Source organism: Azotobacter chroococcum, from assembly GCF_004339665.1.
Lineage (GTDB): Bacteria > Pseudomonadota > Gammaproteobacteria > Pseudomonadales > Pseudomonadaceae > Azotobacter > Azotobacter chroococcum.
Window position 1 is genome coordinate 1 of sequence record NZ_SMMU01000022.1, and the last position, 20,294, is coordinate 20,294.

Sequence of the window (20,294 nt, forward strand, 5' to 3'; positions counted from 1 at the left end):
TCGCCCAGCGGCTGGCGAGCCGTCTTGATCGCTGTCCGTGCTGCGGACGGAAAAATAGCGAGCAGATGAACGTCTAGCTTTATGACACAGTAAGACTATGCCGGCGAATTCAATGAAGTGGTGCGCCTGTTCCACGATGAGAAAGCGGTTCGCGAAGCCGCCTTCGCCGCGCTACGCAATGCGGTCGAACAGGGCGTGCTGGAACTGGCGGGACAATATTTCTTCAACACCCACCGTCACTTCGCAGACTTCGCCGAGTTCGAGCGCCGCATCATCGGCGTCACCCACACGCTGCACCGCCTGAGTCCGGAACTGCTGCAGACCGTGCGCGAAAGATTCGAGGGCTTCATAGGACCCGAGGGAGCACGCTTCGTCATCCCGATGCGCGTCGATCTGCTGCGCTGTCCGGGCTAGGGCAAGCGGCCTTCCATCTGCCAGACCGCAAGCCTGGGCTGAAAGAAGGTATTCGAAAAATAAATCTGTCCCCCTTTCCCTTTTAGCCGCGAGCAGGAAGCGCTCGCGGCGGGTCTGCTTGCGCTTGCCAGCATACTTGGCATCGGTGGAGAAGGACTGCTTCATCGGGAGACTCGCGCAAGGGGACGGGCGTATTAAATCCGCTTCAATCGCTTTATTTTCAATGCATTGTTTTCGCCGCTCTTGTCGCGATAATCCAGCCGCGCATTTTTGATCGATTCCGTACGACACAATTGAAACCACTGGACTCCAAATGGCGAACCAAGTCATCCGCCGTATTCTTTCCCCACAAGTCACAGTGATACAAAACAAGAATGGTGCCGAATCGCTGCAGAACACTGTTTGAGGAACTCAATAAAATAGGAAACTCCCCACCCTCGCAGTTCAGCTTCATGAACTGGCACTCCTCAATCCTGTTTTTTTCCAGGAAACTGGACAAGGAGCAGGACTCTACAATTTCACTCGATTTGGAGAGCTTCTTGACAGTGGAATGCCCCCAATTGCCAATATCGTGGTAAAGCGTACAGGTGCCATCTCTGTCCGCCATGGCCAAGTGATGGACTGAAATATTGGCACATTGGTTCAGGGCAACATTAATTCGCAACAGGCTAAAGGATTCCTCACTGGCCTCAATTGCATAGACCTTGCCATGCTTCACTTTGGATGCTGCCAGCAGAGAGAAGGTACCAATGTGAGCACCGATATCAATAATTACATCAGCTGCGCCTGGTTGATACTCTGGAACCCCTGCGAAGAAAATGTCATCATCAAAGCTGTGCTTAATAACTTCTTCATCCGCAGTTCCCTTTCGATACGCAAGCTCAAATCCTCCAAAAGAGCCGATAGCCAGCCCCGCCGGCCTATCCGGCGGCCCTTCATGAGCAGACCCTTGAAGTGCTCGATACCAAGGCCGAATTACCATCTTAAGCCTTTCAGGAACAACGGGAGCGATCATTTCCTTTACACTTGCCATGCTTTATCTCGCCTTTGAGTTTTCCGCCTAATAAGAATCACCCCACGCACCGCCTTACCAAGCGGGAATGCGTGTCCGAATGAGCAGTCGTCTCTTACCAACTACTATTCGGCACAAAATCATGTGAGCAAACACACTACCTGGCGCAGAACGCATAACATATTCCCGATGCCAGAGCGGGCACACCCTTGGACGGCCACCAGCAACTTAACTTCAACTCACGACACTATAGAATGCTCTCTTTTACTAAAAGCACTGCGACAACAGTGGTTACACTACCGCCATCCACCTGTGCCAGCGAAAGTGAACACCCGCCAAGAACCCATCATTACTGACCAATGAAACCAAGAAAGAAAGTCGAAAGCCGCGAAGGTGAAGTATAAAAATAGCTACGCAGAAACGGGCAGCAAGCGGCGACACTCAGAAAGTCGCTTGAGATTACGCCCGAGCCGACGAGCGGCAGCTCGCCAGCTCGTCCCTCACTCCAGCAAACTCAACTCCCGCGCCCGGCTCATCGCCCGTGTCCGGCTGGTGACCTGCAGTTTCCCGTAGAGGTTCTTCAGGTGCCATTTCACCGTTTCCACGGAGATATCCAGGCTGCGGGCGATTTCCTTGTTGGACTGGCCGGCGGCGACCAGGCGCAGGGTCTGGCTTTCCCGTTCGCTGAGGCTGAACGGCGGTTCGGCGCAGTCGTTGCCGCCAAGGTGTTCGCGCAGGATGGCGATGTAGCCCACGAGGTCGCCGGCGCCCGCCTCCACGCTGGCGCAGCGGCCCAGCAGCGGCAGCAGGGCGCGGCCGGCGTCGGTCAGGCTGCACAGCAGGTTTTCCCGCTGGCCCAGTTGCAGAGCCGGCAGCAGGACCGCGACGGCGGCGTCGCGCTCGTCGCCCTGCCAGAGGGCGATGGCCCACAACGGGCGCAGGCGTGCGGCTTCGAGCTGCTGGCCGCGCGCCTCGAACTCGGCCACCACCCCGGCCAGGCAGTCGGCTGCCGCCAGGCCGAGGCCCTGGGCGAGCAGCAGCCGGGCGCGGGCGATGCGCGCGTAGTGGCGGCAGCCCGGGATGGCGCCCTCGTCGCTCTTCAGCAGCTCGATGCGCCGCAGCATGTGCTCGGCACCGGCCAGGTCGTCGCGCTGCAGCTGCAGGCGCACCTGTTCGGCGAGCAGCGCCGCCTGCAGGCGGTTCCAGCGGCGCTGGGCGGCGATCTCCTGGGCGTGCTGGAGCAACAGGCGCGCCTGCACGCCGTCGTCTACGGCCAGCGCCCGCCGGCACAGCGCGCGGTAGACCGCCAGCACGCCGTCGAGGGGCACCACGCGGTCGATCTGCGGGCCGCGCTGGCGGACCAGCGCATCCAGCCGCTCCCAGTCGCCGTGCTCGTAGGCCAGTTCGGCCAGCGAGGCGGCCAGGGTGGCGCTGCCGCTGGACTGCGGCCCGGTGAGCCGGTCGGCGGATTCCATCGCCTGCAGGAAGCAGGCCTCGGCGGTGCGCAGGTCGCCCTGGCGCAGGTGGCTCTGGCCGAGGATGAAGGCGCGGTGGACGGTGACGAACAGGTTCTCGGTGGGCGCGCCCGGATAGAGGGTGTGGCGCTGCACGGCCTGCGCCTGATCATGCTGGCCGAGGACCATGTGGCAGTAGCTGAGGACGTTGCAGACCAGGCCGTCGACCCAGCTGTCGCCGCAGGGGATCTGCGCCAGCAGCGGCTCGGCCAGGGCGATGCCGGTCTGCACGTTCTCGGCGAAGGCCTCGCAGATGGCCGCCACCGCGTCCAGCTTGACCCGCAGGTCGCGGCGCGCCGGATGCACGGCGAACCAGCGGCGCAGCTCGCCGAGCAGGCGCCGCGACTCGTCGAAACGGAAACGGTGGGCCAGCGCCCAGGCGAGGTTGAGCTGCAGGCTGATGCGGTGCTCGTCGGCGGTGATCGGCAGTTGCTGCAGCCAGCCCAGCAGGGTGTCGATGTCGCCGCGCTCGGCCAGCGACTGGGCGCCCAGCCCGGCGCGGCCCGGCGCGCTCTCGACCTTGCCGGCGGCCAGCGCGTGGCGGGTCGCCTCGGCCCACAGGCTCTGCCCGGCGAACCAATTGCCGGCGCGCTCGTGCAGCGCGGCGACGTCCAGGTCGGTGCGCCGGCGCAGGCGGGTCTGCAGGGTCTCGGCGAACAGGTGGTGGTAGCGGAACCACTGGCCGTGGTCGTCCAGCGCGGCGACGAACAGGTTGTGCCGCTCGATCCAGTCGAGCATGGCGTGGCCGTCGTGGCGCCCGGTGACCGCGTCGCACAGCTCGGCGCAGAAGCGGTCGAGGATCGAGGTGCGCATCAGGAAGTCGTCGACCGCCGCCGGCAGCGGCTCGAACACCACGTCCTCCAGGTAGCGGCCGACCAGCCGGCCGCCGTGGCTCAGGCTGTCGATGACCTGCGCCGGGTTGTCCTTGATCGACGGCGACAGGGTGGCCATCTGCATGCCGGTGACCCAGCCCTCGGTCACCTCCAGCAGGCGCTGGGTCTGCGCGTTGCTCAGGGCCAGGGCGGCGGAGTCGGTGAAGTAGTGGCGCGCCTCGCAGAGGTTGAAGCGTAGGTCGTTGGTGTCGATCTCGATCAGCTGGTGGCGCGAGCGCAGGCGGCTCAGCGGCAGCGACGGCAGGCTGCGGCTGCCGAGCAGCACGTGGAAGTTGGCCGGCGCGTGTTCGAGCAGGTAGGCGAAGGCGCGGTGGATCGCCGGGTTGCGGATCGTGTGGTAGTCGTCGACGATCAGGTAGAGCGGTGCCTCGACCGCCTGCACGGCGTTGATCAGGTGGCCGAACACGCGGTCGATGGACGGCAATCCTGCGGCGAGAAAGCCCAGCCGCCAGCCGAGGCCGGGGTGCAGCGGCAGCAGGGCGTCGAGCAGGTAATGGCAGAAATACTCGGGCACGTCGTCGCCCTCGTCCAGGCTCAGCCAGGCAACGGCCTGGCCGCACTCCTGGAGCTGGCTGCGGAACTGGGCGAGCAGTGTGGTCTTGCCGAAGCCGGCGCCGGCGCAGACCAGCGCCAGCGTGCGCTCGGCCAGCGGCTCGAAACGCGCCAGCAGGCGCGGGCGGGCCAGCAGCACGCCGGGCGCGCGCGGCGGGACGAACTTGGTGGCGATCAGCGGCAGGCCGCAGGTGCCCTGGCTGTAGACGGGAGCGAAACGGCGCTCGGACTGGCGTCGATCCATCTTGCATACCTCGAAAGCCGGTCTGTTCCGACCTGTTCTTGTTGTCTCCGGCGCAACCTGCACGGCAGCCGGGGCCGCGCGGCGCGTCGCCTGTGCAGGATAATGCCCTATCCCACCCGTCCGCGCCCCCCATCCGGGTAGTTATTCCGACTCCCGGCCTTTCCCTACCGTAGCCCCGGCCACCCGCTGGCCTGGAGAAACGCCTTTCCCGGCCCGGACCCGGCGTGCGCATCCCGCCTACAAGATCCGACAAAAAGGGCCATCCATCATGCCGAACGGCGCAATCTCCATCCGCCCTCCGGGCAAGTTCTTCATGGGCAAGGGCCTGCTGGCCGATCTGGGCAGCTATGCGCAGGCCTTCGGCAGCCGCGTCTACGTCCTCTGCGACAAGTTCATCCTCGAGCGGGCGATCGCCGAGGCCGGCCCGTCGTTCGAGGCGCGCGGCACGGCGGTGTTCGGCAAGTTCCAGCACGAATGCACGCGCGTCGAGATCAACCGCAACCGCGAGCTGGTGCGCAGCGTCAAGGCCGAGCTGATCGTTGGCATCGGTGGCGGCAAGACTCTGGACACGGCCAAGGCGGTCGCCTGCCACGAGCGGCTGCCGGTGCTGACCGTGCCGACCACCGCTTCCAGCGACGCGGCCTGTACCGCCCGCGCGCTGATCTACACCCTGAACAGCGAGTTCGACCGCTGCATGCTGCTGCCGGGCGGCCCGGACGTGGTCCTCGCCGACACCGAGATCCTCGCCGCGGCGCCGGCGCGGCTGTTCGTCGCCGGCATCGGCAAGGCTCTGGCGACCTACTTTGAGGTGCGCGCCTGCTACCGGGCGCGGGCCGAACGCGCGGCGCCGAGCCGCGCCGCGCGCAGCGCCCTGGCCAGCGCCCGGCTGTGCCTGGACAGCCTGCTGGAGAACGCCGTCCAGGCCCGCCTCGATGTGGAGCGCCAGCGCTCGACCCGGGCGGTGGAGGCGGTGCTGGAGGCGACCGTCTACCTCAGCGGGGTGAGCGCCGACGGCGGCGGCCGCGCTGCGGCCCACGCCATCCACAACGGCATGCTCGCCGTGCCCGCCCTGCAGCACGCCCGCCACGGCGAGAAGATGGCCTTCGCCCTGCTCGCCCAACTGGTGCTGGAGCAGGCGCCGGACGAGGAAATCGCCACGGTACTCGACTTCATCCAGGCGGTCGGCCTGCCGCTCACCTTGCAGGATCTCGGCGTCAAGGCCTTCGCCGAGGCGCAGTGGCGACGGGTGGCGGAACGGGCCTGCGAGAAGCGCGACAGCATGGGCAACATGCCCTTCGCCGTCGCGCCGGACGACGTCTACCGGGCCATCCGCGAGGCCGATGCCCTGGCCGCGGCCCACCGGCAGGCAACTGCCGGCCGCGCGCCTCTGATGGCCTTCGGCTGAACTGAGGCACGGCTGCCATGGGCAGCCGCGCCGGAATAAAAAAGCCCCTGCAGAGACGGTCAGTAGCACAGGGGCAAACGCCTGCTCAGAACATGCGCAGGTCGAGAGGAAACTCGAGAATCAGCCGTAGCTCGTCGATGTCGGCCTCGGCGGTATGGTCGCCGTTCACCCGGTGGGTGGCCTGCAGGAGCCGGAAGCTCAGGTCCCTGGCCGGCCCGCTCTGCACCACGTAGCTGAGCCAGACGTTGCGCTCCCAGTGACGGCCGTCGCGCACCTTCTGGTAGGCGGCGTAGGCCGGGCCGACATCGCGCCCGTCGATGTCGGTGCCGCGCACGTAGCGGGCGATCAGCGCCAGGCCGGGAATGCCGACGGCGGCGAAGTCGTAGTCGTAGCGGAACAGCCAGACGCGCTCGTTGGGGTTGTTGAAGTCGGAGACCTGGGAGTTGGTGTTCAGGAAGAAGTCCCAGGTGTGCCAAACGTAGTCGAACGGCGAACCGTCGTCGATCCGCGTGTGGGCGACGCTGAAGGCGTGGGCGCCGACGCTGACACCGGCCTGCAGGCTCCAGGAGTCGTTGTCGAGATCGCCGAGCAGCGACTTGCCGGTGTCGCGGGTGCGGTAGTAGCGGAAGGCGGCGTTGAAGCTCACGCCCTCCCCCAGCGGCTGCCGCCAGTCGGCATACAAGGCCGACTGGTTCCAGACGTCGTCGAGCCGGCCGTGGTGCAGGCGAAAGAACAGGCGGTCGTCGAGGTTGTAGTCGATCCCGCCGTAGACGAAGTCGTCGGCCTCCTTGAAGCGTCCGCCGTAGGCGGTGCCCAGGTCGCCGTTGTGGGCGGTGGCGGTACGGTCGCTGCTCGATTCCAGCTTGCCGCCCTGCAGGGTCAGGCCCTTGATCGAGGTGTTCTTGAGCGTGGTGCCGCGAAAGCTCTGCGGCAGCAGACGGATGTCGCTGGTGTTGAGCACCGGGCTGAGGGGCCGGACGTCGCCGTAGCGCAGTTCGGTGTCGTCGAACAGGCGCAGCTTCAATTCGACGTCGACCTTGCCGAATTCGTCCTTGGGCTTGCCGTCGAAGTTGTAGCCGCGCCGCGGGATCAGGCCGGGACCGCCGTTGCCGTCGCCCACCAGGCCGTCGCCGCCGTCCAGCTTGATGCCGTACAGGCCGCGCACGTCCAGGCCGAAACCCACCGCGCCGGGGGTGAAGCCGGACTCGAAGGTGGCGATCAGGCCGTGCGCCCACTCGGTACGGCGGCCCTTCTTCTCGCCGGTCTGCGGGTTGGTGACGCTGGCGCCGTTGCGAAAATCCTGGCTGAAGTAGAAGTTGCGGTTGAGCAGCGTGAAACTGGAGCCGTCGAAAAAGCCCTCCTCGCCGAAGGCCACGGCCGGCAGGACCAGAAGGACGGACAGGGAGGCGATACAGGCTGGATTCTTGTTGTTGTCGAGACGCATGGTTCATTCCTGTTGCTGGAGCATGACGACCATCCCTGGCGTCGGCCGGGCGGTGTACGGGCAGAGCGCGGCCGCCTCCCGCAGTGGCTGCACGGCAGGTTGTGATCGAGACCTTGGGCGGAGGCGCCGACGCGGCTGGCGTGGCGGCTCGGGCCGGGACGCCGCTTGCGGCTAGCGCGGAACGCCGCCGGAGCCGCCGCCGGCATCCCGGGCGGCGCTTGCGGACAGGAAGAATTCGGAAAGGAATGACTCGGACATTTCGCACCTCTGCTTGTTGTTATTGGCTGCGGCGGGGGAGGCCTGCGGCGCATGCCATTGAGCCAGAGCAAGGTCGGTGCCAGAGTCCTGGCGGCGAGCGCAAAGGCCCGCGGCAGAGAGGGTCATCAGGAAGGCCCGGCCGACCGGGCAGCGCTGCAGGCGAGACGCTGCGTCTCGCTTGGACGGACACGCCGGAACAGCCTTGAGACGCCCTGTCTCAGCGGCCGCCTTCCGGTCCCGCAGTCTGTCCCGCGACGGCCGGCCAGGCGTGGCACCACGGCGCGGATAGGTCCGCGTCTGCCGGCTCGGCTTCATACGCCTGTCCGGGCCGGTCGGCCGGTTTTCATACGCCGGCCCTCGGCTCCGGACGGCGCAAGACACGGGGGCAGCGCTGCGTCAGCGCATCTCGAACAGCTCCTGGTGGAAGTCCGCCGCCGGCAGGCCGCTGGCGGTCAGGCTCTCGCGCAGCGAGCGGCCGAAGCCCGCCGGGCCGCAGAACCAGACATCGGCCGTGCGCCAGTCGGGCACCTGCTCGCGCAAGCGCTCGCCGGTCAGGCGCTCGTCGCGGCCGCTGACCAGCAGGTGCAGGCGCACCCTGGCCTGCCCGGCCAGCTGCTGCAGGCGCTCGATGAACGTCTGGTCCGGCGCCGCGGTGCTGTAGAACAGATCGATGCTGCGGCCGTCCGGCTGCTCGGCCAGGGCCTGCAGGCCGGCGATGAACGGGGTGATGCCGATGCCGCCGGCGACCCAGATCTGCCGCGGCTTGCCGTCGGCGAAGTCGAAACGCCCGTAGGGGCCTTCCACGGTGACCGGATCGCCGACCGTGAGGGTCTGCGGCAGGGTCTCGGTATAGTCGCCGATGCCCTTGATGTGGAAGCGCAGATGGCCGTCGCCCTGCCAGGCGGAGGAGATGGTGAAGGGATGCGGCCCCTCGGCCGGATCGAAGGTGACGAAGGCGAACTGCCCGGCCTGGTGGCCGGGCCAGCGGTCCTGCAGGCGGATGTCGATGCCCAGCACCCTATTGTCCTTGTGCAGTTCCAACGCCTCGATGTGGCCGAGCGCGCGGCGGCTGCCGCCGATCCGGCGCAGCAGGGAGATGGCGGCGGCCAAGGTGCCGGCGAGCAGCAGCACGGCCATGGTGACGCCGAGCGGCGAGGCCCAGTAGGCGCTGTTCATCAGGACCACCGAGTGGAACACCAGCACCAGGTAGACCACGGCCAGCAGGCGGTGGGTCTTGAAGAAATAGCGGTAGGGAAAGCGCTTGAACAGCGCCAGCAGGATCAGCGCCACGGCAGCATAGAAGGCCCACTCGCCGAGTTCCTCGGCCAGTCCGCGCTGGCTGCGCAGGAAGCCCAGCAGCGCCCCCAGCTCTTCGCCGCCGGCCGCCTTGCGCACCGGCCGTTCCAGCCAGCCCCAGCCGACCATCCACTTCGGCGCCTTGACCCACAGCCAGTGGACGACGGACAGAGCCAGCGCGGCGATGCCCAGCTATTTGTGCAGGCGATAGCCCTTGTCCAGTCCGCCGAGGAAAGACTCCAGGACCGCCGGGCGGACCGCCAGGAAGAGGCCGACGCTCATAGCGCCCACGGCGAGGATGCCGGTGTAGTTCACCATCGCCCGGCGCAGGGCGAAGAATTCGTAGGGCGCCCCGAGCAGGTTGTCGGCCAGCAGCCAGAGCAGGCTGAGCCCGCCGAACAGGGCCAGGCAGACGATGCGGATGTTCTTCATGGCGACGGTCCTCGACGCGGGGTGCGGTTCCCAAGCTCCATGATACGGGGAGCGGGATGCCGCAGGACCCTGCGACCGATCGTCTCAAGCGGCGTTATCCGGGCACCCATCGACGCCATCGGCGGCATGGGATTCGGGGATCGCCAGGCCCGCGACTACAGCGCGTCCTTCAGGTCCAGGATTTCGCACTGCATCCGCTCGGCGTCGCCCATGTCGATCAGTTTCTTGTCCGCCAGGGCGACGATGTAGCCGTACAGCCAGAGGACGGAATCCCGCCGCGTCTGCCGGACAAGCGCGGGGCGGTCCTCCATGTCGATCCTCAGCTTTTCCCAATCCGGCTCCCAGGAGCCCTGCAGGCTGCGCAGGCGCATGTCGAAGCTCGGGGAGCGGGCGGCCAGGTCTTTAAGCGTCATTGCCTCTCTCCCTATCAGTCCGCCAGAAATGCAGCGAAACGCTTTGGAAACAGGGTAGACGACAGCGCCCCCGGATGCGCTCGCGCAAACAAGAGCCCATACAGCAAGAAGGCCGCATTTAGCGGCCTTCTTGCTTAGTTATCACTGAGTTTCGCTATAGAGTCGAGGTCGGGATAGAAAAGATCCTCCTCCTCCTCCTCCTCTTCTTCCTCTTCCTCCTCGATGTGAAATCCATACTTCTCGCCAGAGATTGCATCACTTCCGACCTGATAAAAGTTGTGCACTGCTAGATCTCCATATCCAGTTTTGCTCTGCCTGGGGCGCCCCTCCCTTGCATCGGGCGATGCTCCTCTTTCAACGTAGCTCGGAAATGCGGATCGGCAAGCCCGAAGATGTCGCTAACCCGGTCATCCCAAGCTGTGGGATTGGCACTGAGGCCGGCTCGCCTCGTCCGCACGGCGGACGGGAGCAGCGTCCGACATGCGGCAACGAGCAGCGAACACCGGCCCGATGACGCCTTAGCGTTCTGTCTCGTCCTCCAGCGTCCAGGCGACCAGCGAATCGCCGATGCGCGTGCCGAACGAGCCGTGCCCGCCGGCCATCACCACGACGAACTGCTTCCCGCTCTTCTCCGCCACGTAGGTTATCGGCGTCGCCTGACCGCCGGCGGGAAGACGCCCCTTCCACAGCTCTTCGCCGTTGCGCACATCGTAGGCGCGCAGGTAGTAGTCCAGCGTGCCGCTGAGAAAGGCCACGCCACCGGCGGTGACCAGGGGGCCGCCCAGCGCAGGAACGCCTACGGAAAACGGAATGTAGGGCGCGTTGTCGCGGCTGGTACCGTTCTTGTGCATCCACACCGGCTTCATGCTGCGCAGGTCCACGGCGGTGATGTAGCCCCAGGGTGGCGACTGGCAGGGCAGGCCCACCGGCGACATGAACGGCCCCAGGTACACCATGTAAGGCGCACCGAGATTGGGCTGCAGACCGAGCTCGCTGCCGCCTCTGCCTCCTTCCTTGACCTCGATCTCGCCGCGCCTGACCAGCCGCGAGACGAAGGCCAGATAGTTGGGCGCGCCGATCAGCAGCTGCCGTTCCGGGTCGACCGCCACCGAGGGCCAGTTGAAGGTGCCGACGTTGCCCGGATAGATCAGCGAGCCCTGCTCGCTCGGCGGCGTGAAATCCCCCTCGTAGCGCAACCTGTGGAACTGGATGCGGCAGATCAGTTGGTCGAACGGCGTGGCGCCCCACATGTCGCGCTCGCGCAGCGGCTGCTTCGGGGCGTAGCTGAGGGCCGAGGCGGGCTGGGTCGGCGCGGTGAAATCGCCCTCGACCGCGCCCTGCGGCACCGGACGCTCGTGCACCGGCACGATGGGCTGGCCGGTGCGCCGGTCCAGCACGAACAGATCGCCGCCCTTGGTCGGCTGGATGATCGCCGGCACCTTGCCCTGCGGACCGTCGAGATCGACCAGCGTGGGTTGCGAGGGCAGGTCGCGATCCCAGAGGTCGTGGTGCACGGCCTGGAACACCCAGCGCACCCTGCCGCTGGCCAGGTCGAGCGCCACCAGGGCCGCGGTGAAGCGCTCGGTTTCCGGCGAGCGCTGCGCCCCCCACTGGTCCGGCGTCTGGTTGCCCATGGGGATGAAGACCAGCCCCAGTTCCTCGTCGGCCGTGGCGATGGTCCAGGAGTTCGGCGTGCTGCGCACATAGGCGCCGCCCGGCGGCAACGGCTCGGTGGCTTCCGGATTGCCCGGATCCCAGTTCCACACCAGCGCGCCGGTACGCACGTCGTAGGCACGGATCGCCCCGCCGGGGGAGTCCACCGAGCCGTTGTCGGTCACCGAGCCGCCGACGATCACCAGCCTCTCGGTCACCACCGGTGGCGAAGTCGGCAGGTATACCCCCCGGGCGTCGTCGCCCAGCCCTACCTTCAGGTCGATCATGCCGCCCGTGCCGAACGTCTGGCAGGGCTGGCCGTCGCCGGGATCCAGGGCGAACAGCGTGCCGTCATTGGTCGGCAGGAACAGCCTGCGGGCGCAGCGTGCGGGGGCACCGGCGACGGCCTCGCCGGTGCCGGGATAGGCCGCGGCATCGTGATAGGCCAGGCCACGGCAGGTCATGTGCTGGTAGTACTTGGCCTCGCGGTTGATGTTCGGGTCGAAGCGCCACAGCTCCTCGCCGGTGCCGGCATCCACGGCGATGGCGATGCTGTGGGGGGTGCAGATGAACAGGCTGTCGCCGATCTTCAGCGGAGTGACCTGATTGGTGAATTCGTCCGGATCGCCCTCGCGAGGCCCGTCGCCGGTATGGTACTCCCAGGCCTTCTTCAGCCGCCCGACGTTTCCGGGCGTGATCAGGTCGGCCGCCGAATAGCGGTCGCCGCGGTCCGAGCCGCCGTATGCCGGCCACTCGCGCGCCGAGCGGCCGGCCTGCCCCGCCGGGCGCGTGCCGGACATGCGCTCTTCGGCGAATTCGCCGGCGATGCGCGAATAGTCCCGGGTCAGCGAATAGCCGGCCATCAGCGCGCCGAGCAGCAAACCGATGCCGAGCAGAGCGCTGGCGCCGTCCCGCCAGCTCGGCGGGGCGCCGATATGGCGGTTGACGAAGGGCAGCAGCAGCCAGAGGCCCAGCCCCCACCACAGATCGATGCGCGTCGACAGCTGCCACCAGTCGAAGCGGACCTCATTGACCGTCCAGGCCAAGGTGGCGAGCAGCAGCACGGCATACAACCAGATCGCCAGCCGCCGCCTTGCCAGGATCAAGCCCCCCACGACCAGCAGGCCGAGGCCGGCGAACAGGTAGTACCAAGAGCCGCCCAGCAGCGCCAGGTAAGCGCCGCCGAGCGCCAATGCCGCCCCCGCCAAGGCGGCCAGCGCACCTGTCAGCCTGACCCGCAACGGTTGTGGCGTGTTCGTCGTAAGCATCGGCCTCTCCCCCTTCACCCGGTTGACTGCGAAATGCCGGCAGCAGAGCAGGCGAGAACGCATGCTCTGCTGCCGGCAGCTTGACCATCAACCAATAACTGTAGTGCGGAAGCCTGGGACGGGCGCCGGACAGCCGGGACAAAAAAGCTCCTGCAGGGGATGGGCCTGCAGGAGCAAGGGCCTGTTCAGAACAGGCTGAAGTCGAGGGGGTATTCGAAGATCAGCCGCAGTTCGTCGAGGTTGGCCTCGGCGACGTGGTCGCCGCTGACCCGGTGGGTGGCGTGCCAGATGCGGAAGCTCAGGTCCTTGGCCGGGCCACTCTGCACCACGTAGCCGAGCCAGATGTCGTTCTCCCAGTGGCGGCCGTCGCGGGTGTTCTGGTAGGCGGCGTAGTGCGGCCCGGCCTTGGTGCCGTCGATGTCGGTGCCGCGCATGTAGCGGGTGGTGAAGCTCAGGCCGGGGATGCCGAGGCCGGCGAAGTCGTAGTCGTAGCGCGCCATCCACACCCGCTCGTTGGGGCTGTTGAAGTCGGAGGACTGGGAGAAGGAGTCCAGGTAGAAGTCCCAGGTGTTCCACACGTAGTCGAACGGCGTGTCGCCATCGATATGGGTGCGCGCCACGGTGAAGCTGTGGGCGCCGACGTCGAGGCCGACGTTGGCGCTCCAGGAGTCGTTGTTGATGTCGCCCATCAGCGACTTGCCGGTGTCGCGGGTGCGGTAGTACTTGGCGCCGGCCCGCAGTTTCAGCCCCTCGCGCAGCGGCTGGTTCCAGTCGACGCCGAGGAACGCCTGGTTCCACACATTGTCGAGTCGGCCGTGGTGCAGGCGCAGGCGCAGCCGGTCGTTGAGCTGATAATCGGCGCCGAAGTAGACGAAGTCGTCGGCCTCCTTGAAGCGCCCGCCGTAGGCGGTGCCCAGGTCACCCCGGTGGGCGGTGGCGGTACGGTCGGCGTTGGACTCCAGCTTGCCGGCCTGCAGGGTCAGGCCCTTGATCGAGGTGTTCATGACGGTGCCGCCGCGAAAGCTCTGCGGCAGCAGACGGATGTCGCTGGTGTTGACCACCGGGGTGAGCGGGCGGACGTCGCCGTAGCGCAGCTCGGTGTCATCGAACAGGCGCATCTTCAGCGCCACGTCGACCCGGCCGAATTCGTCCTTGGGCTTGCCGTCGAAGTTGTAGCCGCGCCGCGGAACGATGCCGTTGCCCGCCATGCCGTTGCCGACCAGGCCGTCGCCGCCGTCCAGCTTGATCCCGAACTGGCCGCGCACGTCCAGGCCGAAACCCACCACGCCGGGCGTGAAGCCGGACTCGAAGGTGGCGATCACGCCATGCGCCCATTCGCTGCGGCGGGTCTTCTTCTCGCCGGTCTGCGGGTTGAGGGCGCTGTCGCCGTTGCGGAAGTCCTGGCTGAAGTAGATGTTGCGGTTGAGCACCTTGAAGGTTGAGCCCTCGAGAAAGCCTTCTCCGGCTCCGTCGGCAGCGATGGCCGGAACCGCCAGGACGAATGTCAGGGATGCGGCACAGGCTGGATTCTTCTTGTTGAAGCGCATGGATTCATTCCTGTTGCTGGAGCATGACGACCATCCCGAGGACAGGTCCGGGCCGCGAACCGGCAAGGCGGTGCCGCGTCCCGCGGTGATTGGCACGGCGGGTCGTACGTGGATTTCGATGGGTTGGGCGGGACTGGCGCGATTGCCGGGGGGCGTGGCGGATCAGTCGGGGTGGCTGCAAGCCTGCGGTCGGGATCGTCGATCCATGTTTCTACCTCGGGCCGGTCGTGCCGGCCTTCCTCTCGATCTTGTTCTTGTTCTGCGCTCGGCCCGCGGGGAACAGCGAAGCGGTGACCGGCCCGGCAAGAATACTGCCCCTCCCCCCCCCAGGTATTCCCCCCCAGGTGGGTAGTCGGCGCCTGGTCATGAAAGGACGCCGCCGAAACGGCGACATCCTTGCCGGGGATGATTCAGAAGCTCATGTCCAGCCGCGCCCACCAGGTGCGTCCCGGCTCGTCGATGCGGCTGTCGGCAGGCAGGTCGAAGGCGCCGTTGCCGGCCAGGTTGAGGTGCTCGCTGTAGGTCTTGTCGAGCAGATTGTCGATCCCGGTGCTGAGCCGGTAGTGCCGGTTCAGGCGCCAGGCGCCGTTGACCGAGAACACGCCGAAGCCGGGACTTTCGTCGAAGTCCTTGGCGACGATGCTGCCCTGGTTCTCGGCCACCCGGTTCTGCGCCGCCACCAGCCGCCACAGGCCGCCGGCGCTCCAGTCGCCCCGCTCCCAGGTGAGGCTCAGGCGCGCCTCCAGCGGCGGGATCTGCGGCAGCGGGCGGTCGTCCGAGCTGTTCTTGCCCCAGGCCCAGGCCAGGCTGGCGTCGCCCTTCCAGTTCGGACTGAAGCGGTAGCCGGCACCCAGCTCGGCGCCCATGATGCGCGCGTCGATGTTGTCCGCCGTGGTGCGCACATGGCCGCTGGGCAGGGTCGTGTAGTCGAACAGGATGAAGTCGCGCACCCAGCCCAGATAGGCCGAGGCCCAGGCCTCCAGCGGTCCCTGCCGGTACTGGATGCCGAAGTCCAGCTGGGTGGTCTTCTCCGGGTCGATCTGCTCGAAGGCGGTCGGCGCGTTCATCACCGCGGTGGCGGAAAACAGTTCCCAGTAGTCGGGGAAGCGCTCGCTATGGCCAAGGCCGACGTAGGCGGTGGCCGGAACGGCGTCGAGGTCGCGCTCGTAGCGCAGGAAGCCGCTGGTCAGGGTCTCGCTGCGCTCCTCGCCGGCGGTCGGGTTGCGCCAGCTGACGCCCATGTTGTTCTTCAAAAGGTCGCGCTCGTCCTCGGCATAGGCGCGGTCGAGGCGCGCCCCGCCGATCAGCCGCGAGCCGGCGGTGGCGTACCAGGTCAGCTCGGCGAAGGCGCCGTAGTTGTGGAAGTCGGCATCGGTTTCCCAGGGAAAGCTGTCGGCGTCGGTGTAGGCGCCGCTCATCATGGCGTAGCTGGACTGCCGGCGGCGATGCTCGCTGGTCTGCCCGTCCAGCCCGCCGACCAGCTGGAAGTCGTCCCAGCGCCAGGTGCCGCTCAGCCGCCCGCCGAGGGTGCGGCGGTCGACGTTGCTGGCCATCGGATAGCGCATCATCGCCATCGCCGCGCCCGGGTCCGGGCTGCGCAGGCGGAAGTTGTCCATCACGTGGTCGGCGTAGTTGTAGTAGAGCTGCGCCTCGACCTTCTGCAGCAGCCCGCCGAGGTTGTCCTTCTCGAAGCGCAGGGCGAGGCTTTCCCGCTCGAACTGGCTACCGTCCATGCTGCGTCCGGCGTAGCGCGCCTCGCCGTCGCCGCGGCCGAGGGTCAGCTCCAGCAGGGTATCGGCGTCCGGGGTCCAGCCCAGCGCCAGATCGGTGTTCCACTTGTCCCAGCGCGAGGGCACGGTGTCGCCGTCGCCGTTCTGATAGTCGTCGGCATCCGAGCGGTTGGCGAGCACCCTGAGGTAGCCCTGCGCGCCGCCCACGGCGGCGTCGACGCGCCGGTCGAAACGGCCGTTGGAGCCGGCCAGGAAGCTCGCGTCGACGCGCCCGCCGAGTGTGGCGAAGCGTTCCGGGTCGCGCTCGAAGCGCACGGTCGCCGCCGAGGCGCCCGGTCCCCAGAGCACCGTCTGCGGGCCCTTGGTCACCGTCAGGCGGTCGTAGCTTTCCGGGGATATGTAGGAGCTGGGCGAGTCCATGCGGTTCGGGCAGGCGCCGATCATCTCGCCGCCGTTGGTCAGCAGCTTGAGCCGCGAGCCGAACATGCCGCGGAACACCGGGTCGCCATTGACCCCGCCGTTGCGCACCGCGGCGAAGCCGGGGATGGTCTTCAGGTAGTCGGCGCCGTCGCTGGCCGGCACCGGCTGGCGGGGGATCTTCGGATCGGTCACCACGGTCAGCGGCGAATGCAGGGCGACGCCGGTGATCACCAGCGGCGGCATCTCGTGGGGCTCGGTTTCGCTCTCCGGCTCGGCGGCCGGCAGGCTGCCGCTGACCAGAAGGCCGAGCAGCGCGGCGCGGGCGGGCATCCGGCACAGGCGGAACGGGGTGCGGGAAAAGGTCTGGGGCAGGTGCGGGCGCGCCGCACGGCAAAGCATGTCGCGGTTCATCGGGTATCCACGTCGTCGGGTTTCGGGTGGGCGCGCGAAACCGTCCGCACAGGCCGCGACGGCGACGGGCGATGCCCGCCAGCGGTCACGGCGTTTCAGGCGAACGGAAAGGCGGCCGAAAAGCCGGTCAGGCGTGGAAGGCGGGCGGTGCGCGCGGATGCCCGCTGCTGCGCCGTGGCGCGGCCGGCAGCGGCTTTTCCGGCAGCGGCAGGATGAAGGCCGGCGCGTAGTACGGCAGGGCGAGGTCGAGGGACAGGGCCAGCGGCGGATTGAGGGTCAGCAGCTCGCAATAGCCGCACAGCTCCAGGGCCGCCAGCCAGGCGGGCTGGCCGTGCGAAGCCGCCGCGTGATGGTGGGCGACGCCAGCAGCCGGGCGACGTCCTGCGCCGGCTGGCTCTGCAGGGCAGAATACAGGGGGCCGACATGGATCATCAGCATGGCGAACAGGCCAAGCCAGATTCCTGCTGTCGTTCTGCCCTTGCGCGTCACCGGGATGCCCTGCCGTACCGCCGGCCCCTCCGGCGAGGGCGGGGATGTTCGCACGAGCGGAGCGCGCCCGGGTTGCGACAGGTCAGCGCAAAAGACAAAAACAACAAAAACGATTCTTTACGCCATTAATGGCAATATAAAACCAAATAAATCGATAATTAAGGATGTAAAAACCAATTTTTAGCAAAAGCTTGCAACACTAACGACGAGACACTAGCGTGCACCCACCGAATGACGCCCGGCGCCGGTTTTCCGGTCCGCGCCTGCAAGACTCAGGGAGACGCCATGACCATGCTCAAAGACCCGTCGCAGAAATACCGCCCCTTCGCGCCGATCGCCCTGCGCGACCGCACCTGGCCGGACCAGGTGATCGACCGGGCGCCGATCTGGGCCAGCTCCGACCTGCGCGACGGCAACCAGTCGCTGATCGAGCCGATGGACGCGGTGAAGAAGCTGCGCTTCTTCAAGACCCTGGTGCAGGTGGGCGTCAAGGAGATCGAGGTGGGCTTCCCCTCGGCCTCGCAGACCGACTTCGACTTCGTCCGCCAGCTGATCGAGGAAGGCCACATCCCCGACGACGTGACCATCCAGGTGCTGACCCAGGCCCGCGAGGACCTGATCACCCGCACCTTCGAGTCGCTCAAGGGCGCCAAGCGGGCCATCGTCCACTACTACAACGCCACCGCGCCGAGCTTCCGGCGCATCGTCTTCAATCAGGACAAGGCCGGAGTGGTGGAGATCGCCGTCGACGCCGCGCGGATCATCAAGCGCCTGGCCGACGCCAGCCCGGAAACCGCCTGGCGCTTCGAGTATTCCCCGGAGGTGTTCAGCTCCACCGAGACCGAGTTCGCCGTCGAGGTGTGCAACGCGGTAATCGCGGTGTTCCAGCCGACCCCGGAGCACAGGCTGATCCTCAACCTGCCGGCGACCATCGAGGCGGCCACGCCGAACGTCTACGCCGACCAGATCGAATGGTTCTGCCGGCACATCGACCGCCGCGACAGCGTGCTGGTCAGCCTGCACACCCACAACGACCGCGGCACCGGCGTGGCGGCCAGCGAGCTGGGCCTGATGGCCGGTGCCGACCGCGTCGAGGGCTGCCTGTTCGGCAACGGCGAGCGCACCGGCAACGTCGATCTGGTGACCCTGGCGCTGAACCTCTACACCCAGGGCGTCGACCCGCAGCTGGACTTCTCCGACATCGACGCGGTGCGCAAGGTGGTCGAGGAATGCAACCAGCTGCCGGTGCACCCGCGCCATCCCTACGTCGGCGACCTGGTGCACACCGCCTTCTCCGGCTCGCACCAGGACGCGATCCGCAAAGGCTTTACCCAACAGGACCCGAACGGCGTCTGGGAAGTACCCTATCTGCCGATCGACCCGGCCGACATCGGCCGCAGCTATGAAGCCGTCATTCGCGTCAACAGCCAGTCCGGCAAGGGCGGCATCACCTACCTGCTCGAACAGGAATACGGCATCAGCCTGCCGCGACGCATGCAGATCGAATTCAGCCAGGTGGTGCAGAAGGAAACCGACCGCCTGGGTCTGGAGATGAGCGCCGCGCAGATCCATGCCCTGCTCGAGGCCGAGTACCTGCGCGCCGATGCGCCCTACGCCCTGAAAGGCCATCGCCTGCAGGAGGAGAACGGCACCTGCGCGCTGGACGTGGAGGTCCTCGACAACGGCGAGAGCCGCCACTGGCGCGGCATCGGCAAGGGGCCGCTGGAGGCCTTGGTGGCCAGCCTGCCGGTCCGAGTGGAAATCATGGACTACCACGAACACGCCATCGGCGCCGGCAGCAATGCCAGAGCCGCGGCCTACATCGAGCTGCGCCTCGACGGCCAGCGCCCGCTGCACGGCCTGGGCATCGACGAGAACCTGACCACGGCGAGCATCCGCGCGCTGTTCAGCGCCCTCAACCGCGCCCTCGGCCAGCAGGCAGCGACCCGCGCGGCCTGATTCCCTGCGCTGCCCTCTCCCCGCCGGGGAGAGGCTCGGGGAGAGGGGAAAACCCGGGGGGCCATTCCCCTTCCCGCTTCCCCCGTCCAGGCACACCGCCCCGGCTCCCGGGCCTGCATCCGGCATATGCCGAATCTGTCTATCGAATCACAGTCTGCATGGATTTCTTTCCATAACCGGGTAACATTCGGCGCATCGGCATGGACGCTCGTACTACATCAACTGCGAGAGTCCCATGCGCCGCGTCATCCTTCTCCTGCTGCTCCTGCTGCCGTTCTCCCTGGTCCACGCCGAAGCCCCGCGCACCTTCCGCGAAGCGAAGAAGATCGCCTGGAAGATCCATGCCGAGCGGCCGGTGGACTTCTATTGCCAGTGCGCCTACAAGGGCAACCGCATCGACCTGGAGAGCTGCGGCTACCAGCCGCGCAAGGATGCCAACCGCGCCGGCCGCGTCGAGTGGGAGCACGTCGTCCCGGCCTGGGTGATCGGCCACCAGCGCCAGTGCTGGCAGGACGGCGGGCGCAAGAACTGCACGGCCAACGACCCGCTGTTCAGCCAGGCCGAGGCCGACCTGCACAACCTGGTGCCGGTGGTCGGCGAGGTGAACGGCGACCGCAGCAACTTCGGCTTCGGCATGCTCACCGAGAAGCCCACCCAGTACGGCGCCTGCCCCTTCGTGGTCGACTTCAAGCAGCGCACCGCGATGCCGCCGGAGTACACCCGCGGCGCCATCGCGCGCATCTACCTGTACATGAGCCAGCGCTACCAGCTGCGCCTGTCGAAGCAGGACCAGCGCCTCTACAACATCTGGAACCGCCAGTATCCGGTGAGCGAATGGGAGCTCTGGCGCAACCAGCGCATCGCCTGCGTGCAGGGCAACGCCAACCCGCTGGTCGGCGAAGTCGACCTGCGCCGCTGCCCGAAGAAATAGCCTGTGCCG

Annotated in this window: 12 protein-coding genes and 2 pseudogenes; 3 read left to right on the plus strand and 11 right to left on the minus strand. The window is 67.1% G+C overall.

Annotated elements, in window-relative coordinates; translation table 11 throughout:
• Positions 1 to 171: 171 nt before the first annotated feature.
• The 3 genes from EV691_RS23610 to EV691_RS16180 all read right to left on the minus strand — a co-directional run bounded on the left by EV691_RS23610 (position 172) and on the right by EV691_RS16180 (position 4,629).
• Positions 172 to 579 (minus strand): hypothetical protein, encoded by a 408-nt coding sequence (locus EV691_RS23610; protein WP_207390191.1) that lies wholly within the window; start codon positions 577 to 579, stop codon positions 172 to 174.
• A 55-nt stretch (positions 580 to 634) separates the two neighbouring features.
• The gene (locus EV691_RS16175; RefSeq protein ID WP_131298406.1) at positions 635 to 1,447 is read right to left on the minus strand and encodes an FkbM family methyltransferase; all 813 of its coding nucleotides are present in this window, start codon (positions 1,445 to 1,447) and stop codon (positions 635 to 637) included.
• 479 nt (positions 1,448 to 1,926) lie between these two features.
• Entirely contained in the window at positions 1,927 to 4,629 is a 2,703-nt protein-coding gene (locus EV691_RS16180; RefSeq protein ID WP_131298408.1) for a winged helix-turn-helix domain-containing protein, read from the minus strand.
• 268 nt (positions 4,630 to 4,897) lie between these two features.
• Between EV691_RS16180 and EV691_RS16185 the strand changes: the two genes are divergently transcribed.
• Positions 4,898 to 6,034 (plus strand): glycerol dehydrogenase, encoded by a 1,137-nt coding sequence (locus EV691_RS16185; RefSeq protein WP_242672526.1) that lies wholly within the window; start codon positions 4,898 to 4,900, stop codon positions 6,032 to 6,034.
• An 85-nt stretch (positions 6,035 to 6,119) separates the two neighbouring features.
• Here EV691_RS16185 and EV691_RS16190 read toward each other — a convergent pair whose 3' ends face one another.
• The 8 genes and pseudogenes from EV691_RS16190 to EV691_RS16220 form a co-directional block, all read right to left on the minus strand.
• The gene (locus tag EV691_RS16190) at positions 6,120 to 7,478 is read right to left on the minus strand and encodes an OprD family porin (RefSeq protein ID WP_131298412.1); all 1,359 of its coding nucleotides are present in this window, start codon (positions 7,476 to 7,478) and stop codon (positions 6,120 to 6,122) included.
• 654 nt (positions 7,479 to 8,132) lie between these two features.
• Positions 8,133 to 9,464 (minus strand): annotated as a pseudogene (locus tag EV691_RS16195) (ferredoxin reductase family protein).
• A 155-nt stretch (positions 9,465 to 9,619) separates the two neighbouring features.
• Complete coding sequence (locus tag EV691_RS16200; RefSeq protein ID WP_089168975.1) at positions 9,620 to 9,877, minus strand: hypothetical protein; 258 nt, start codon at positions 9,875 to 9,877, stop codon at positions 9,620 to 9,622.
• A 134-nt stretch (positions 9,878 to 10,011) separates the two neighbouring features.
• Entirely contained in the window at positions 10,012 to 10,161 is a 150-nt protein-coding gene (locus EV691_RS23390) for a hypothetical protein (RefSeq protein ID WP_165496538.1), read from the minus strand.
• Positions 10,162 to 10,395: 234 nt separating this feature from the next.
• Entirely contained in the window at positions 10,396 to 12,798 is a 2,403-nt protein-coding gene (locus EV691_RS16205) for a membrane-bound PQQ-dependent dehydrogenase, glucose/quinate/shikimate family (RefSeq protein WP_131298414.1), read from the minus strand.
• Between the two features lie 185 nt (positions 12,799 to 12,983).
• Positions 12,984 to 14,345: an OprD family porin gene (locus EV691_RS16210; RefSeq protein WP_131254812.1), complete on the minus strand. Its 1,362-nt coding sequence runs from the start codon at positions 14,343 to 14,345 to the stop codon at positions 12,984 to 12,986.
• Positions 14,346 to 14,755: 410 nt separating this feature from the next.
• Positions 14,756 to 16,906 (minus strand): TonB-dependent copper receptor, encoded by a 2,151-nt coding sequence (locus EV691_RS16215; RefSeq protein ID WP_131298416.1) that lies wholly within the window; start codon positions 16,904 to 16,906, stop codon positions 14,756 to 14,758.
• Between the two features lie 127 nt (positions 16,907 to 17,033).
• A pseudogene (locus EV691_RS16220) lies at positions 17,034 to 17,344 on the minus strand (DUF2946 family protein).
• 336 nt (positions 17,345 to 17,680) lie between these two features.
• On the opposite strand from EV691_RS16220, the gene leuA reads away from it, so the two are divergent.
• Together leuA and EV691_RS16230 are read left to right on the plus strand one after the other, a co-directional pair.
• Positions 17,681 to 19,354 (plus strand): 2-isopropylmalate synthase, encoded by a 1,674-nt coding sequence (gene leuA, locus EV691_RS16225; RefSeq protein WP_131298418.1) that lies wholly within the window; start codon positions 17,681 to 17,683, stop codon positions 19,352 to 19,354.
• A 235-nt stretch (positions 19,355 to 19,589) separates the two neighbouring features.
• Complete coding sequence (locus EV691_RS16230; protein ID WP_131298420.1) at positions 19,590 to 20,285, plus strand: endonuclease; 696 nt, start codon at positions 19,590 to 19,592, stop codon at positions 20,283 to 20,285.
• The last annotated feature ends 9 nt before the right edge of the window (positions 20,286 to 20,294 follow it).